The sequence below is a fragment of the Pseudomonas sp. TWR1-1-4 genome (genome assembly GCF_049897165.1).
Lineage (GTDB): Bacteria > Pseudomonadota > Gammaproteobacteria > Pseudomonadales > Pseudomonadaceae > Aquipseudomonas > Aquipseudomonas canadensis.
On the sequence record NZ_JAFCVS010000004.1, the window covers coordinates 562342 to 579565 of the forward strand.

The window sequence follows — 17224 nt, forward strand, 5'->3', positions numbered from 1 at the left end:
CAGCAAAACCTCTGGGAGATTCGCCATGACAACGTTGCATTGGGTGGGTTTATTGGCGCTGGCGGTCATCGCCGGTGCAGTGGTGCCGTTTCAAAGTGCGATCAACGCCAACCTCGGACGCGGCCTTGGCCACCCGTTGTGGGCCACGTTGGCGTCGTTGCTGGTAAGCATCATCGTGTTGCTGCCGGTGATTCTGGCGCTGCGCCTGCCGCTACCGAGCCTGGCGTTTATCAGCAAGGCGCCGCTATGGATGTGGGCCGGTGGCGCGTTTGGCGTGTGCTTTATTTCCCTGGCGTTGATGCTGTTGCCCAAGCTCGGCGCCTCGGGGTTTATCGCGCTGGCCATGGCTGGGCAGATTCTGGCGTCGCTGGTGCTGGATCACTTCGGCCTGTTCGGCCTGGTGGAGCGCCAACTGACAACGCCCCGCGTGCTGGGGGCGTTGTTGTTGATCGGCGGCGTCGGGTTGATTCAGTTCAGCGCCACACCCGCACGCGCCTTGGCCACCGCTGGCTGATCAGCCCTTGTCGAGGGTGCGCAGTTTTTGCGGCAACCCCCACAGCAGCAACGCCGCCGCCAGCAACGCACACACGCCGATCACGTAAAGCGCCGGCGTGGTGCTGCCGGTGAGGTCCTTGATCCGCCCCACCATCACCGGGCTGACAATGCCACCAAACTGGCCGAGGGTATTGATCACCGCAATCCCGCCCGCCGCGCCGGCTCCAGCACCAGCCAGTAGCTTGGGTGGCAGCGTCCAGAAGGTCGGGATCGAAGCGATGATGCCCGCGCCCAACATGCCCAGGGCAATGATCAGGAAGGTCGTGTGATCGGCAAAAATGCCGGCACTGAAGAAGCCCACCGCACCCAGCACCACCAGGCCACAGACGAACTTGCGACGCTCACCCGTGGCATCCGACAGCCGCCCGATCACCACCATGCTGATGGCGCCGCACACATAAGGAATCGCCGTGAGCAGGCCGATCATCACCGGGCTCTGGGTGCCCGCGCTGCGGATCAACTGCGGCGCCCAGAAGTTGAGGCCGTAGGACGCCACCTGGATCAGAAAGTAGATGAAACCGAGCATCAGGAACCCTGGAATACGGATCGCCGACAACAGAGAACCACCGTGCTGGTTCGGCTCATGCTTGGCGATGCGGCTCGACAGCAGGGTCTTCTCCGCCGCCGTCAGCCAGTGGGCGTCTTCGATGCGATCCTTGAGCAAGGTCAGCACCAGGAAACCCAGGCCGATGCACGGCAAGCCGCCGAGCAGGAACAACCAGTGCCAGCCGCGCATCTGCAAGACACCGTCGAGGTGTTCCAACACCAGGCCGGAGAACGGTGCGCCCACCAGGCCCGCAAAGGCCGAGGCCAGGAACAGCATCGAAGTGATGCGTCCACGAAAATGCTGCGGGAACCATAAGGTCAGGTAGTACAGCACGCCTGGCGCAAAACCCGCCTCCATCGCGCCGATGATGAAGCGCAGGCCGTAGAACTGCCACTCGGCCGTGACAAACACCATGGCCGCCGTCGCCATCCCCCACGACATCATGATCCGCGCAATCCAGCGTCGCGCGCCGACCTTGTACAGCATCATGTTGCTCGGCACTTCGAAGATCACATAACCCACCACAAACAGCCCGGCCCCCAAGCCGTAGGCGGTGTCGCTCAGGCTCAGGTCAGCCTGCAACTGGAACTTGGCGAAGCTGATGTTGATACGGTCAAAAAACGCGAACAGATAGCACACCATGATCAGCGGCATCAGGCGCCAGGCGACCTTGCTGACCAGGGCTTTTTCGGCATCGATTTCAGCGGCCGGGCGCGCGCCGGCCTCCAACGTATTAGTGCTCATGGTTTCTCTCCAGCGGGCTGCTCACAGGCGCCCGATTGTTTTTGTTGTCTGGTGCGGCGTTACAGCGTTGCGATATACGCCGGGGGTGGATGCAGGTCGCAATTGCGTCCGGCCTTGGCTACCTGGCCGGGCAACTCGTGTCCAAGCAAAGCGGGAAGACGGCGGGACATATTCAGCAGATGCGGCAGGTCGATGCCGGTGTGAATCCCGACTTCATCACACAGGTTCACCAGGTCTTCGGTGCAGATATTGCCCGACGCCCCCGGCGCAAACGGGCAGCCCCCCAAGCCACCCAGCGCCGCGTCAAAACGACGGGCGCCGGCCTCATAGGCGGCCAGCACGTTGCACAAGCCCAGGCCGCGCGTGTTGTGGAAATGCAGGGTCAGATTGCTGGCGGGCACACGCTCCAGCACGCGTTTGACCAGGCGTGTCACTTGACGCGGATTGGCCATGCCGGTGGTGTCCGCCAAGCTGATGCCCTGGATTCCAAGTGCTTGATAATCCTCGACAATCTGCAGAACGCGGTCTTCATCGATCCTGCCCTCGAACGGGCAACCGAAGGTGGTGGCAATGCTGCCGTTGAGCCTCACCGGGTAGTCGCGGGCAAAACTGACGATGTCATCAAACGCCGCCAACGACGCCTCGCAGCGCATGCGCATATTGGCCAGGTTGTGGGTCTGGCTGGCGGACATCACCAGGTTCAGTTCATCGGCGCGAGACGCGATGGCACGCTGCGCGCCCTTGAGGTTTGGGATCAGCGCCACGTAGATCACACCCGGTTTGCGCTCGATGCCCTGGAACACTTGTTCACCATCACGCAACGCCGGAATGGCCTTGGGCGAGACGAACGAACCGGCTTCGATCCGCGAAAAGCCGGCCTGGGAAAGCTGGTCGATCAGAGCGATCTTATCGGCCGTCTCGACCCAGGTCGGCTCGATCTGCAGACCGTCGCGCGGCGACACTTCCTGCACGATCAGCGCGTCGGAATAATCAGAAATCATTGCACCACTCCCGAGGCTTTCAGGCGTTGGATATCGGCAACCGTCATGCCCAGATCGCCGAGGATAGCGTCGGTGTGCTGGCCCAACGTCGGGCCCTGCCAATTCACGCTGCCGGGGGTTTCCGAGAGCTTGGGCACGATGCCCGGCATCTTCACCGACACACCGCCGGGCAGCTGCGCAGTGAGCAACATGTCACGCGCCTGGTAGTGCGGGTCACTGACGATATCCGCGACGGAGTAGATGCGCCCCGCCGGTACCTCTGCGGCTTCAAGCGCGCTGAGTACTTGGTCGATGGGCAGGCTGCTGGTCCAGTGGGTGATCGCGGCGTCGAGCAATCCACTCTTGGCCGCGCGGCCATCGTTGTGGGCGAACTCAGGCGCGTCAGCCAGGTCGGCGCGGCCGATGGTGGTCATCAGGCGTTTGTAGATCGGGTCGCTGTTGCCGGCGATCACCACATAGGCTCCGTCGGCTGTGAGGTAGGTGTTGGATGGCGCAATGCCCGGCAAGGCGCCGCCGCTGCGTTCGCGCACATGGCCCAGCATGTCGTATTCCGGCACCAGGCTTTCCATCAGGTTGAACACACTTTCGGCCAGTGACACATCGACAATCTGCCCATCGCCCTGCCCCGTCTTGACCCGCAACAGCGACATCAGCGCGCCAATCACGCCGTGCAACGAGGCCAGGGAATCGCCCAGGCTTACACCAACCCGTGCCGGCGGTGAATCCGGATTGCCGGTGGTGTAACGGATACCGCCCATGGCCTCGCCGATGGCTCCGAAACCCGGACGGTCGCGGTAAGGGCCAGTCTGGCCATAGCCGGAAATGCGCACCAGGGTCAGCTTGGGGTTGAGGGCGTGCAGCACGTCCCAGCCCAGCCCGAGTTTTTCCAGGCCACCGGGGCGCAGGTTTTCGATCAGCACATCGGCGTCGCCGAGCAGTTGCTTGATCAGGTCCAAGCCTTCCGGCGACTTGAGGTCCAGCGCCAGGGACTTCTTGTTGCGCGATTGCAAGTACCACCACAGCGACGTGCCTTCGTGCAGCTTTCGCCATTTGCGAAGCGGATCGCCCTGGCCCATGGCTTCGATCTTGATCACCTCGGCGCCAAACTCGGCCATCAGCCGGGCGGCGAACGGCGCGGCAATCAGGGTGCCGATCTCAATCACCTTGATACCGCTCAGGGGAGCCGTCATGGGGTGTACCTCTTATTCTTGGAATGTGACGCCAAGACTAGAGGGCCGGTGCACGGGAAATCCAACCGTCAGTTGGCAACAAGCGTTCTCTAAACGCGAACGCCCCTGTAGGAGCCGGCTTGCCGGCGATGGCGTCCTCGAAACCGGCGGATGCATTGAAATGGCCATCGCCGGCAAGCCGGGCTCCTACAAGGGGTTGTGGAGGTAGTCGAAGAGCAGCCGGCTGACGGGGGACAGCTGCGCCTCATCACGCACCACCAGGATCAGGCTGCGATCCGACCAGTCGTCCGTCAGCGGCACGGCATGCAAACCCAATGCACGACCAAACAGTTCATATGCTTTCTGCGGCAGGATTCCAATGCCCATGTTCGCCTGGACCATCCGGCACATCGCATCGAACCCCGGCACATGAATGCGCAGGCGCAGCATCTTGCCCGCCTCGCGCGCAGCGGCGTGAGTGCGCATGTTGATGGAGCTGGCGGCGTGCAGCCCGACGTAGTCGCTATCCAGGGTTTCGTTGAAGGCCAGGGTTTTGCGCGCTGCCAATGGGTGATCCGCCGGCATCAGCACCACCAGTTTGTCGTGGCGATACGTCACGCTGGGCAGGCCTTTGGTGTCGGTGTCACTGGAGCAGATGCCCAGGTCCGCCACGCCATCCAGCACGCCTTGCACCACCCCATTGCTGGGACGTTCTTCCAGGTCGGTTTTCACTTCGGGATGCCGCTCGGAAAAATCCCGCAGGTCTTCCGGAAGGAACTGAATGATTGCCGACAGATTGGCCAGCATCCGCACATAACCGCGCACGCCGTGGCTGTGCTCGCCCAGCTCCAGGCCCATCTTCTCGACGTTGAACAGCATCTGCCGCGCATGGTGCAACAGGGTTTCGCCAGCGGCAGTCAGCTCCATACCCTTGGCCCGCCGTACGAACAGACTGACGCCCAGCACCTGCTCCAGCTCCATCAGCCGCTTGCTGGCGGCCGATACGGCGATAGCTTCGCGGTTGGCGGCGCGGGTCAGCGTGCCTTCCTCAAACACCGCGACGAACAACTGCAATGTGATCAGGTCCAGCCGCCGCACCAGGCTCTTGTGCAACATCAGCGACGCTCGCTGGCCAGCCGATTGATCGCGGCCTGCTCCACCACCGGCTGCGGCGCGCCTTGGCGCGCCGCCTGCAACATCGCCCGGCCCACCGTTTCGGTACTCACCACCCAACCCGGTTTCAGCCGTCGCACAAACGACAGCAACGGCCCAAACACCGAATAGAAGGACTGATACAACGGCGTCTTCGAACGCACGCCATGCAACGGCTGGATCACTCCCGGACGGAACAGGTACACCGCTTTGAAGGGCAGGCGCAGCAAGGCGTTCTCGGTCTTACCCTTGACCCGCGCCCACATCGACTTGCCCGCTTCGGAGCTGTCGGTACCGGCGCCGGACACATAGATAAACGTCATGTGTGGATTGAGCCGCGCCAACGTGCTGGCGGCGACCAGAGTGAGGTCATAGGTGAGGTGGGTGTACTTGACTTCATTCATCCCCGCCGACGAAACGCCGAGGCAGAAGAAACACGCATCAAAGCCTTGCAGCAGGTTTTCCAGGGGCTGGAAATCCAGCATGTCGCTGTGCAACACCTGGTGCAGCTTGCCGTGTTCCTGGGTCAGGGGCGTGCGGCCGACAGCGACGACTTCCTGCACGTCGGCGGCCAACAGGCACTCACGCAGCACGCCTTGGCCGACCATGCCTGTGGCGCCGAATAACAGAACTCTCATAGGGGGACCTCAGCGGCAAGCCGCAAGCTTCAAGCTCAAGTTGAACGCATTCAGCTTGTAGCTTAACGCTTGCGGCTAAAGGCTGCCCCTATCAAAACGCGCTGCGAAAGATCTCCTCAATCTGACGCTGATCCGCCTGCCGAGGGTTGGTCAGGCCGCAGGCATCTTTCAGCGCGTTGGTCGCCAGTAAAGGAATGTCCTGCAACTTGGCGCCCAGCTCGCGCAATCCTGCCGGGATCTCGACATCATGGGCCAGGCTGCGAATGGCGGCGATGGCGGCTTGGGCGCCCTCTTCATCGGTGATGCCCTTGACATCGGCACCCAACGCACGGCCCACGTCGCTCAGGCGTTTGGCGCTGACGCTGGCGTTGAAGCTTTGCACATGGGGCAGCAACACCGCGTTGCATACGCCGTGGGGCAGATCGTATAAACCTCCCAGTTGGTGCGCCATGGCGTGCACAAAACCCAGGGACGCATTGTTGAAGGCCATGCCGGCGAGGAATTGCGCATAGGCCATGTTTTCCCGGGCGGCCTTGTCGCTGCCGTCGCGCACCGCCAGGCGCAGATTGGCGCTGATCAGTTCGATGGCTTTGATGGCACAGGCGTCGGTGATCGGGTTGGCGGCGGTGGACACGTAGGCTTCGATGGCGTGGGTCAACGCGTCCATGCCGGTGGCGGCGGTAAGACCCTTGGGCATGCCGACCATCAGCGCCGGGTCGTTGACCGACAGCAGCGGCGTGACGTTGCGGTCGACGATGGCCATTTTCACATGGCGGGTTTCGTCGGTGATGATGCAGAAACGTGTCATCTCGCTGGCGGTGCCGGCGGTGGTGTTGATAGCCACCAGGGGCAGTTGCGGTTTGCCGGACTGGTCAACGCCTTCGTAGTCGCCGATATGCCCACCGTTGGTGGCACACAGGGCGATGCCTTTGGCGCAGTCATGGGGTGAACCGCCGCCCAGGGACACCACGAAATCACAAGCGCTTTCCTGCAACAGCGCCAGGCCTTTCTCAACGTTTTCCACATTCGGGTTGGGCTTGGCGCCGTCGTAGATCACCGAGTCGATGTCCTGCATCGCCAGTTTCTCAGCGATCATGCTCGCCACGCCGGCCTTGGCCAGGCCGGCGTCGGTGACGATCAGCGCCTTGCGAAAACCATAGTTGCGAATGGCGGTCATGGCTTCGTCGAGGCAGTCGGTGCCCATGATGTTCACGGCGGGGATAAAGAAGGTGCTGCTCATGGTCAATCCTCAGAGGCGTTATGCCTACAGCATCAACCTGCGCTACCCAGCGCATCTTGATCAGGATCAACGCCGACCCGTGATAAAGTCTCCGTCCAGCCGATTTCGAGTAGACCCGCCGCAATGAAGGATTTCCAGGATATTGACGCCCACCTTGAAGACTGGAGCGCCCTGCGCAGCAGTACGGACTTCAGCGGGATTCTGATCGGCAATGGCGCGAGCCGTGCCATTTGGGAAGACTTTGCCTACGACTCGCTGTTCGAAAACGCTCGCACCGTCGAAGAAAAACCCCTCAGCCAGTCCGAGCTCAGCGTATTCGACGCCCTGCAAACCCGCAGTTTCGAGCAAGCCCTGGGCGCGTTGAAGACCACCAGCCGAGTCAACAAGGCTCTGGCCGTCAGCTCGGCGGCGCCGCGCAATCGCTATTACGCGATCAAGGAAGCCTTGATCAATACCATCCATGCGGTGCATATCCCATGGCGCCTGGTGCAGCCGTCGACGCTGGCGACGATCAACGCTGAGCTGAAGCATTACTCAACGGTATTCACCAGCAACTACGACCTGCTCAACTATTGGGCCATCCTGCACACGCCGGGCATCGACGACCTGTTCCGCAGCGCCGACGCCAGCTTCGACCTGCGTGACACCCGCACCGATGCTACGCGCATCCTCTACCTGCACGGCGGCCTGCACCTGGTGCGCAACCTGGATGGTACCGCGCGCAAACTGCCGACCACCGACAGCACCTTGCTCAGCAGCTTTGCGATCAACAACACGATCAAGACCCTGGACGATGTGCCGCTGTTTGTCAGCGAGGGCAAGGTTGAGGAGAAGCTCAAGACGATCCGCAGTTCGGATTACCTGTCGTTCTGCTATGAGCAGTTGCTCAGCCACGAAGGTGCACTGTGCATCTTTGGCCATGACCTGGGACCGCAGGACAAACACCTGGTGGATGCGATTCGCCAGGCCAGGCTGACCACGCTGGCGATCTCGGTGTCGGGGCGCAGTGATGGGTTTATCCGTCAGCAGAAGCGGCGGTATTCGGAGTTGTTTGAGGGGACTGGCGTGGAACTGAAGTTTTTTGCGGCGCGCACGCATCCATTGGGCAACCCCGCATTGTCCGTCCCTGTCGAACGCTGATCCCCCGAATAACCCATTACCTGTAGGAGCCCGGCTTGCCGGCGATAGCGTTTCTGCGGACGCCATCGCCGGCAAGCCGGGCTCCTACAGAGGATTGCGTCAATCTTCCGCGCTGTGCACCACAACCAGCAATTGTGCCTGCACCGGCCCCACCGAGCGCAACCGATGGGGCTTCTGCGCATTGAAGTGCAGCGCATCGCCGCGCTCCAGGATCACCCGTTCGTTCATGAAGTCCACTTCCACCTGGCCTTCGTGCACAAACAGAAACTCTTCACCCACATGCTCCTTGAAGGTCTTGTCGGTGAACTCCGCCGGCGGGTAGATGATGAACGGCAGCAGGCTGCGTTCGCTGACCTGATGGGCCAGCACCGCATAACCCGGTGACGTGTCCGGCCGCTCATGGCTGCGCACCAGGCTGTAGCTGTCGAGGCTGACGCTGTCTTCGCTGAACAGCTCTTCGACCTTCACGTTCAACGCCTTGGCCAGCTTCAACGCGGCGGCAATCGACGGCGTGTTGAGCCCGCGCTCGACCTTGGACAGGTAACTCTTGGTCATCCCAGACTTTTCGGCCAGGACATCCAACGTCACACCAAGTTTTTTTCTCAATAATTTCAAACGGATAGACATGCGCTGCGATTAATCCATGCAGTAAGCGATGAGCTGTGCTTGCCAATGACACAAAGTGTCATATAGCATCATTAGTGTCATTTGCAGCCACCGAGGGCACCCGATATGGCCAAGACATTAGCACTCCCAAAAGACCAACTGGTCAAGCAAGCACTGGTCCAGATGCAAAACACCCTGGCGGATAATACGTGGACCGTCCGGCAAAAGCTGGCGCTTACATGTCGCATCCTGTTCGAGAACGGCCACGACTCCGGCTTGGCCGGGCAGATCACCGCGCGCGGGCCGGAACAGGGCACCTATTACACTCAGCAATTGGGCCTGGGTTTTGATGAGATCACCGCCAGCAACCTGTTGCTGGTGAACGAGGACCTTGAAGTACTGGAAGGCCACGGCATTCCCAACCCGGCCAACCGTTTTCACAGTTGGGTATACCGTGGGCGGCCGGATGTGAACTGCATCATCCACACCCACCCCACCCACATCGCCGCGCTCTCGATGCTGGAAGTGCCGCTGCAGGTGTCCCATATGGACCTCTGCCCGCTGTACGAAGACTGCGCCTTCCTGGAGGCCTGGCCGGGTGTTCCGGTGGGCAATGAAGAAGGGGAAATCATCACCACGGCACTGGGTGACAAACGCGCGATCCTGCTCTCGCACCACGGTCAGTTGTCCACCGGGGCGAGCATCGAGGAAGCCTGCGTGATCGCGCAGTTGATCGAGCGCGCGGCCAAATTGCAGTTGCTGGCGATGGCGGCCGGTACCATCAAGCCGATCCTGCCCGAGCTGGGGCGCGAGGCCCATGACTGGATCTCCCGGCCCAAGCGTCACGGTGCCGCGTTCAACTACTACGCCCGGCAGAACCTGCGTCAACACGCCGATTGCCTGAACTGACTAGCCCATTTCTGACCGGAGACTTCCCATGTCCAGCCCAACCATCCACGGCATCATCGGCTACACCATCACCCCGTTCAGCGCCGACGGCCAACGCGTTGACCTCGACGCCCTCGGCCGCTCCATTGACCGCCTGATTGACGGCGGCGTACACGCCATCGCGCCACTGGGCAGCACCGGTGAAGGTGCGTACTTGAGCGACGCCGAGTGGGACGAAGTCAGCGCCTACAGCCTGGCCAAAATCGCCCGTCGAGTACCGACCATCGTCAGCGTGTCCGACCTCACCACCGCCAAAGCCGTACGCCGCGCCCGCTACGCCGAGGCCAATGGCGCCGATGTAGTGATGGTGCTGCCGACCTCCTACTGGAAACTCAGCGAAGCAGAAATCATCGCCCACTACGCCGCGATCGGCGACAGCATCGGCGTGCCGATCATGCTCTACAACAACCCGGCCACCAGCGGCACGGACATGTCGGTGGACCTGATCCTGCGCATCATCAAGCAGGTGGCCAACGTGACTATGGTCAAGGAGAGCACCGGGGATATCCAGCGCATGCACCAGTTGCATCGCCACAGCGACGTGCCGTTCTACAACGGTTGCAATCCGCTGGCGCTGGAAGCCTTCGCGGCGGGTGCCAAAGGTTGGTGCACGGCGGCGCCGAACCTGATCCCACAGCTCAACCTGGCGTTGTATGAGGCGGTGTTGGCGAATGACCTCACCCAGGCGCGGGAGCTGTTTTACCGCCAGTTGCCGTTACTGGACTTCATCCTCAAGGGTGGATTGCCAGCCACGATCAAGGCCGGGCTGCGGTTGACCGGCTTGGAAGCGGGTGACCCGCGTCTGCCGGTGTTCCCATTAGGTGAAACCGGGATTGAACACTTGAGAAAACTGCTGACAACCGTCTGAAAAAGGCGGCAGGAGCCGGATATCCGGCTCCGACAAAATAAACGAGACAAATGACAATGGTTCTCGATACCATTCGCGACTTTCTCCAAGTCGTGCTTCGTCAAGAAGGATATCCATGTCTCGTCCCAAGCCCGACCCGCTGTCGGCCGATGCCTTTCGCGGGTTCTATACAGACATTCTGTATTTCCTGCGCAAGCGCACAGACAACGCCAGCGACGCCGCGGACATGACCCAGGATGTCTTCACTCAGTGGCTGGACTACCGCGACCGGGCCAAGGTCGAGCAGCCACGGGCGTTTCTATTCCAGATGGCGCGCAACCTGCTGCGTGATCACTGGCGCAAACAGAAGGTACGGCATACCGTCCACTCTGATCAGGCCGAAATGGACGCCGAGCCTGTCACCGACGAGCAAAACGATCCCATGGCCGCCGTGCAACGCTTGCAACGCCTGGAACAGTTGAAAGAAGTCCTCGCAGAACTCTCGCCCCGCAGGCGAGAAGCCCTTATGCTGCACCGCTTCGAAGGCTTGAGCCAGGCGCAGATCGCCGAGCGCATGGGCATTTCGACCAGCATGGTGGAAAAGCACATCGCGTTTGCCCTGCTGCACTGCAAGCGACGCCTTCAACACGAACCCGGCACGGAGCAGCCAGAATGAACCGCCTGAGCGACACCGACGCCCTGGACATCGAAGACCGTGACGCCATTGATGCCCAAGCCGCCAGCTGGTTTGCCCGCAACCGCAATAATGACGCGGGGCGTGCCGACCGCAAGGCCTTTGCCGCCTGGCAAGCCGAGCCGGCCCATGCCCGCGCCTATGCCGAATTCGAGCAACTGTGGGCAGACCTCGCCCAGTTGCAGCAACTGAACAAACCCGTGGCGCTGCCCAAGCGCAAGCCTTCCGTATGGCGCCCTGCCCTTGCCGTGGCGGCCGCCTTGCTGTGTGCAATCATGGCCACGCCTATCGGCGCGCCCCGCGAGCTGTATCACACCCAGGTCGCAGCCCACGCCAAAGGCCTGCGCACCCTCAATCTGCCCGATGGCAGCACCTTGTATGTGAATGCCAACACCCGCGTGCGGGTGGAGTTCACCGCGTACCAGCGCATCGTGCACCTGGACAAAGGCCAGCTGTACCTCGAAGTGGCCGCCGACAAGGAACGCCCGCTGTTCGTGCAAGCGGGCGAGGCCAATGTGCGCGTGGTCGGCACCGGCTTCGATGTGCGGCGCAGCCAGCAGCAACTGGTGGTCAGCGTCGCCCATGGCCAGGTCGCGTTCGAGCCGGATGCCAAAAGCCCCGTCACCCTATTGGGCGCGCAGCAGCGTGCGATCTTCAGCTACGCCAAGGGCACGTTGCAGCAGCAGACCCTCACCGCCGAAAAGGTGGCCGACTGGCGCAGCGGTCACCTGTCGTTTCGCAACCGCGAGCTGGTCAGCCTGATCGATGAATTGAGTCTGTACCGCCCACAGGCACCGTTGCAGGTCAGTAACGCCGTGGCGCACCTGAAGGTCTCGGGCAACCTGGATGTGAATGATCCCGACGCTCTGCTCAACGCCCTGCCCGCCCTGTTACCGGTGAAAACCGTGGCGTCGGCCGATGGCATCATACGCATCGAACCGAGCAAATAACCTTGCAAAATTCTTATTTGAGAATATTTTGCATTCGCAGGTGTGGTTTTTTCGAGCAGCCGCGTCTTCCCCCGGTCTGCGTTTGATACGCACACCTTTTCGGCCACTTGGCCACACCGGGGGATTTCATGTTTCGCGCGCCTTGCCACGCTTCTCACCTGTTTCTTCGACCGACGCTCATCGCTAGTTGCCTGGTATTCAGCCTCAGTGCACAGGCCGATTCGCTCACGCTGCAACTGCCAGCGCAGTCACTGGCCACATCCCTCAGCCAGGTGGCGCAACAGGCACAGATCCAGTTGCTGTTCGATGAAGAGCTGCTCAAGAACGTGCAAGCCCCCGCGCTCAACGGCGACTTCACGCCGGAAGTGGCGATTCGCACCCTGTTGAAAAACGGCGAATTCACCCTGATCAAGGTCGGCAGCACCTACGTCGTGCGCCCCGAAGAGGCCAAGACCACCAACAGCGGCGTTGTTCAACTGGATGCACTGAGCGTGATTGGTACCGGTAGCCAGGTCGACTCCAGCACCGTGGGCCGCTCCACGCTGAGCCAGGCGGATATCGATCGCTACCAGCCCGATAACATTCCTTCGCTGTTGCAGACCCTGCCCGGGGTATCCATGGGCGGTTCACCCAAGCCGGGCGGCCAGACCATGAACATCCGCGGCATGGGCGATGCCGAGGATGTGCCAATGACCGTGGATGGCGCGGCCAAAAGCGGTTTCGAGCGTTATCAACAAGGCACTATCTTCATTGAACCCGAGTTGATCAAAAGCATTGAGGTGGAGAAAGGCCCTTACTCGCCATATACCGGTAACGGCGGTTTTGGCGGCACGGTCAACATGATCACCAAGGACGCACCGGACCTGCTCAAGGACGGGCAAAATGCCGGGGCGATGGTCAAATACGGCTACGCCAGCAACACCCACGAGCAGGTCTACACCGGCGCTGTGTATGGCCGCACCGACGACGGCCGCATGGATGGCCTGGCCTACCTGACCAAGCGCGACGGCGACGACCTCAAGCTTGCCGACACACCGCCTGACCCACGCAATCAGTACCCGATCAACCCCAAACGCTTGCCCAACAGCGCGCAGGATGTCGAAGGCCAGTTGTTCAAGTTCAACGCGTACTTCACCGACGAACACAGCATGGGCCTGTCTTACTCACGCGCCCAAAGCCAACGTATGACGCCGTTCTCGGCAAAGTCCTATCCATCACCCCCGACACAATCGGCTATCGACCGCTACGGCTACGCCACGGCCGTATCACGCTTCCTGGCCGACCGCGACACGGTGGACACCACCTGGTCGAGCAAGTACGAATACCACCCACTGAACAACCCGCTGATCGACCTGAAGCTGAGCTACTCGGAGTCCAATACCGACCAGACCGATGAGCGCGCCGAGAATGCCGTCATTAGCCTGGCCACCGGCGGACGCAAGATGGACACGTCCTACACCGACCGCATCCTCGAACTGCGCAATACCAGCCTGCTGACCACCGGCCCGTTGGAACACGCGGTGACCACGGGCGTGCAGATCCGCAAGCACAAGCGCGAAACCGAAAGCTGGATGCCGGGCGCAACCTACAACACCCCCAAATACAACTATGGGCATTTCCAGCCGTATTTCATGCCTCACGGCAAGGTCGACACCAACGCATTCTATATTCAGGACGCGATTACCCTGGGCAACGTGACCATTACGCCGTCCCTGCGTTACGACCATGTGCGCAACCGCGGTCAAGCCAATGATGCGCCGTACTACAGCAGCCCTGACCCGAAAGTGGGCCACGACTACAGCGACCGCACTTACACCGGTTGGTCGCCGCGCCTGGCGGCGTTCTGGAACGTGACCCCGGATGTGGCGTTCTTCGCCAGTTGGAACCGCACGTGGCGTGCGCCGGTGATCGATGAACAGTACGAAGTCCAGGGCGCTATCAGCACCCGTAGCGCCACCAGCCTGAACCTCGACCCTGAGCGCATTACGGCGATTACCGCGGGCAACGTCACCAACTTTTCGGGGCTCTTCACCCGCGAGGACAACCTGCAACTGCGCACCACGTTGTTCCATAACCGCATCGAAGACGAAATCATGAAGGCCACCGGCATTGGCTGCGAACGGCAACTGACAGTACCGGGCAGTATCGATTCGGTATGCAGTGACGCGGCATCCAGGACCAACTATCGCAATGTGGGCGGCATGACCATCAAGGGCTTCGAGCTTGAAAGCTACTACGACTCGACCTACCTGTTCGGTTCCCTGACTTACTCCTGGGCCACAGGCAAGCGCGACAACCCCTACACCAACCCCTGGGCGACCAACCTGCACGTATGGGCGCGGGATATCCCACCGGCCAAATGGGTGGTGGTGCTGGGTACCAAGATCCCGAGCTGGGACGCGCAGGTGGGCTGGCAGGGCCAGTTCGTACGCAAGACCGATCGCGTGCCCACCGATGTTTACGCGGGCGGTTTGAACTCCAGCATCGGCGACTTTATCTACGACCAAACGGAGAACGCCAGCTACGACACGCAAGGCCTGTTCGCCAATTGGAAACCGCAGCAGGCCGGTCTCAAGGGCACCGAGATCAATTTCACCGTCGACAACCTGTTCAACCGCTTCTACCAACCTGCACTCAGCGGTGAAGGTGTCTACAGCCAAGGCCGCAACGCCAAGATCAGCATCACCCGCTTCTTCTGAAAAAACTGTACGGATAAATCCGCACCCAGCTGTAGGCCCGCAATCGGCAGGGGATGTGGCTAGATGGGCTTCCCTTGAAGCCCTCTAGATTTCGGTTCTTCCCCATGAGCTCGCGCGAAAACACCGGCATGGCCCTCGGCCTGCTGGGCGTCATCATCTTCAGCCTGACCCTGCCCTTCACCCGCATCGTGGTGCAGGAAATCCACCCGTTGCTCAACGGCCTGGGCCGCGCGTTGTTCGCGGCGATCCCGGCGGCGGCGCTGCTGCTGTGGCGCCGCGAACGCTGGCCGACCTGGCGCCAGGTGCGCGGGCTGTGCCTGGTGATCGCGGGGGTGATTCTCGGCTTCCCGGTGCTGTCGGCCTGGGCCATGCAAACATTGCCGGCGTCCCATGGCGCGCTGGTCAACGGCCTGCAACCGCTGTGCGTGGCGCTGTATGCGGCGTGGCTGTCCCATGAGCGGCCGTCAAAAGCCTTCTGGGCCTGCGCGGCGCTGGGCAGTGCGTTGGTGTTGAGCTATGCGCTGATCACCGGGGCCGGCAGCATCCAGGCAGGTGACTTGCTAATGCTGGGTGCGATTGCCGTCGGCGGCCTGGGCTATGCCGAAGGGGGTCGCCTGGCCAAGGAAATGGGCGGCTGGCAGGTGATCTGCTGGGCGTTGGTGCTGTCAACGCCGGTGCTGATCGGCCCGGTGTGGTACCTGGCGGCGCAGCATCAGGGCGCGGTGTCGATGCGTGCGTGGTGGGCGTTTGGCTATGTGTCGCTGTTCTCGCAGTTCCTGGGCTTCTTTGCCTGGTACGCCGGGTTGGCCATGGGCGGGATCGCGCGGGTCAGCCAGATCCAACTGTTGCAGATCTTCTTCACCATCGCGTTTTCGGCGTTGTTCTTTGGTGAACACATCGAGCCGATCACCTGGCTGTTTGCGTGTGGGGTGATCGTGACGGTGATGCTGGGGCGCAAGACGGCGGTGCAGCCAGCCCCCACGCCAAAAGCCACCCCAATCTAATGTAGGAGCCGGCTTGCCGGCGATGGCGGAGTGTCAGTCACCCTCGCTTTCGCCGGCAAGCCGGCTCCTACAAAAGACCGTGTTCAGGCCAGGTAGCCATCCGCGCGCAGCAGGGTTTCCAGGCAGTGTTCGGAGATGTGGTAGAACGCTTTAAGCTCCTGGATTTTCTCCAGCAACTGCGCATTGTCCACCGGCTCGGCGCGCTTCACGGCAAGAATCATCTTGTTCTTGTTGGTGTGCTCCAGCGAGATGAATTCGAACACCTTGGTTTCATAGCCACAGGCTTCGAGGAACAGCGCACGCAAACTGTCGGTGACCATTTCCGCCTGTTGGCCCAGGTGCAGGCCGTATTGCAGCATCGGCTTGAGCAGCACCGGGCTCTGGATCTGCAGGCGGATCTGCTTGTGGCAGCACGGCGAGCACATGATGATCGACGCACCGGAACGGATGCCGGTGTGGATCGCGTAGTCGGTGGCAATGTCGCAGGCATGCAGGGCGATCATCACGTCCAGTTCGCTGGGCGCCACACTGCGCACGTCGCCGCATTTGAACACCAGCCCCGGATGCTCCAGACGCGCGGCGGCGGTGTTGCACAAGGTCACCATGTCTTCGCGCAGCTCGACGCCGGTCACTTCGCCTTCGGCCTTGAGGGTGTTGCGCAGGTAGTCGTGGATGGCAAAGGTCAGGTAGCCCTTGCCCGAGCCGAAGTCGGCAACACGCACCGGCTGGTCCAGTTTCAAGGGTGACGAGGTGAGCGCGTGGCTGAACACTTCGATGAACTTGTTGATCTGCTTCCACTTGCGCGACATCGACGGGATCAGCGCCTGCTTGGCGTCGGTCACACCCAGGTCGGCGAGGAACGGCCGGCTCAGGTCGAGGAAGCGATTTTTCTCACGGTTATGTTCAGCCGAGGGCGCTTCACGCAGTTGCTGTGGCTTGCTTTTGAACAGCGAGCTTTTGTTCTTCTTGCTGTATTCCAGCTGGGCCTCATCAGTCAGCGACAGCAGGTGCGCGTTCTTGAAAGAGGTCGGCAGCAACTCGGCAATCGCCGCCACACCGTCTGCCAGCGGGAAATTCTTGGTGATGTCGCGGGTCTTGTAGCGGTAGACGAACGACAGGCAAGCCTGCTCCTTGACCGTTACCGGCTTGATGAGCAGCCGCTGCAACTCGGCCTCCTCACCGACGTACTTGGCCAGCACCAGCTTGATAAAGGCGTTCTGCGCGAGGCTTGCGCTGAGCAGTTCGATGAACTGGGCGTGATGATCCGGTTGAACAGTGACAGACATGAAC

At 61.4% G+C, this 17224-nt stretch carries 16 protein-coding genes; 8 read left to right on the forward strand and 8 right to left on the reverse strand.

Features of this window, described 5'->3' with window-relative positions:
* Positions 1-25: 25 nt before the first annotated feature.
* Positions 26-514 carry a DMT family transporter gene (locus ACP7C6_RS14805; protein WP_353631716.1) on the forward strand — a complete coding sequence of 163 codons (489 nt, stop codon included), beginning with the start codon at positions 26-28 and terminating at the stop codon, positions 512-514.
* On the opposite strand, the gene ACP7C6_RS14810 is transcribed toward ACP7C6_RS14805, so the two are convergent.
* The 6 genes from ACP7C6_RS14810 to yiaY all read right to left on the reverse strand — a co-directional run bounded on the left by ACP7C6_RS14810 (position 515) and on the right by yiaY (position 7046).
* Positions 515-1846 (reverse strand): MFS transporter, encoded by a 1332-nt coding sequence (locus ACP7C6_RS14810; protein WP_426108933.1) that lies wholly within the window; start codon positions 1844-1846, stop codon positions 515-517.
* A gap of 59 nt (positions 1847-1905) precedes the next feature.
* Positions 1906-2847 carry a hydroxymethylglutaryl-CoA lyase gene (locus ACP7C6_RS14815; RefSeq protein WP_028619310.1) on the reverse strand — a complete coding sequence of 314 codons (942 nt, stop codon included), beginning with the start codon at positions 2845-2847 and terminating at the stop codon, positions 1906-1908.
* Positions 2844-4037, reverse strand: coding sequence for a CaiB/BaiF CoA transferase family protein (locus ACP7C6_RS14820; protein ID WP_028619309.1), 1194 nt, complete (start codon positions 4035-4037; stop codon positions 2844-2846). The genes ACP7C6_RS14815 and ACP7C6_RS14820 overlap by 4 nt, the downstream gene beginning before the upstream one ends.
* Before the next feature lie 186 nt (positions 4038-4223).
* The gene (locus ACP7C6_RS14825) at positions 4224-5132 is read right to left on the reverse strand and encodes a LysR family transcriptional regulator (protein WP_068937602.1); all 909 of its coding nucleotides are present in this window, start codon (positions 5130-5132) and stop codon (positions 4224-4226) included.
* Positions 5132-5806: an NAD(P)H-binding protein gene (locus ACP7C6_RS14830; protein WP_426108934.1), complete on the reverse strand. Its 675-nt coding sequence runs from the start codon at positions 5804-5806 to the stop codon at positions 5132-5134. The genes ACP7C6_RS14825 and ACP7C6_RS14830 overlap by 1 nt, the downstream gene beginning before the upstream one ends.
* Before the next feature lie 91 nt (positions 5807-5897).
* On the reverse strand, positions 5898-7046 hold the full coding sequence (gene yiaY / locus ACP7C6_RS14835; RefSeq protein ID WP_426108935.1) for an L-threonine dehydrogenase: 1149 nt from the start codon (positions 7044-7046) through the stop codon (positions 5898-5900).
* Between the two features lie 123 nt (positions 7047-7169).
* Here yiaY and ACP7C6_RS14840 point away from each other — a divergent pair, with 123 nt between their 5' ends.
* A complete protein-coding gene (locus tag ACP7C6_RS14840) occupies positions 7170-8186 on the forward strand; it encodes a DUF4917 family protein (protein WP_426108936.1) in 1017 nt (338 codons plus the stop codon).
* 99 nt (positions 8187-8285) lie between these two features.
* On the opposite strand, the gene ACP7C6_RS14845 is transcribed toward ACP7C6_RS14840, so the two are convergent.
* Positions 8286-8813, reverse strand: a complete 528-nt coding sequence (locus tag ACP7C6_RS14845; RefSeq protein ID WP_122686406.1) for a helix-turn-helix domain-containing protein — start codon at positions 8811-8813, stop codon at positions 8286-8288.
* 105 nt (positions 8814-8918) lie between these two features.
* On the opposite strand from ACP7C6_RS14845, the gene ACP7C6_RS14850 reads away from it, so the two are divergent.
* The 6 genes from ACP7C6_RS14850 to ACP7C6_RS14875 all read left to right on the forward strand — a co-directional run bounded on the left by ACP7C6_RS14850 (position 8919) and on the right by ACP7C6_RS14875 (position 15934).
* Positions 8919-9701: an aldolase gene (locus ACP7C6_RS14850; RefSeq protein WP_028619303.1), complete on the forward strand. Its 783-nt coding sequence runs from the start codon at positions 8919-8921 to the stop codon at positions 9699-9701.
* Between the two features lie 28 nt (positions 9702-9729).
* The gene (locus ACP7C6_RS14855) at positions 9730-10608 is read left to right on the forward strand and encodes a dihydrodipicolinate synthase family protein (protein ID WP_122686404.1); all 879 of its coding nucleotides are present in this window, start codon (positions 9730-9732) and stop codon (positions 10606-10608) included.
* 115 nt (positions 10609-10723) lie between these two features.
* Entirely contained in the window at positions 10724-11263 is a 540-nt protein-coding gene (locus ACP7C6_RS14860; RefSeq protein ID WP_016975119.1) for an RNA polymerase sigma factor, read from the forward strand.
* Positions 11260-12231: a FecR family protein gene (locus tag ACP7C6_RS14865; RefSeq protein ID WP_426108937.1), complete on the forward strand. Its 972-nt coding sequence runs from the start codon at positions 11260-11262 to the stop codon at positions 12229-12231. Before ACP7C6_RS14860 ends, ACP7C6_RS14865 begins: the two co-directional genes overlap by 4 nt.
* 128 nt (positions 12232-12359) lie before the next feature.
* A complete protein-coding gene (locus ACP7C6_RS14870; RefSeq protein WP_426108938.1) occupies positions 12360-14930 on the forward strand; it encodes a TonB-dependent hemoglobin/transferrin/lactoferrin family receptor in 2571 nt (856 codons plus the stop codon).
* A 104-nt stretch (positions 14931-15034) separates the two neighbouring features.
* On the forward strand, positions 15035-15934 hold the full coding sequence (locus ACP7C6_RS14875; protein WP_305384053.1) for a DMT family transporter: 900 nt from the start codon (positions 15035-15037) through the stop codon (positions 15932-15934).
* Positions 15935-16017: 83 nt separating this feature from the next.
* Here ACP7C6_RS14875 and ACP7C6_RS14880 read toward each other — a convergent pair whose 3' ends face one another.
* A complete protein-coding gene (locus ACP7C6_RS14880; protein ID WP_305384051.1) occupies positions 16018-17220 on the reverse strand; it encodes a class I SAM-dependent methyltransferase in 1203 nt (400 codons plus the stop codon).
* Between the last annotated feature and the right edge of the window lie 4 nt (positions 17221-17224).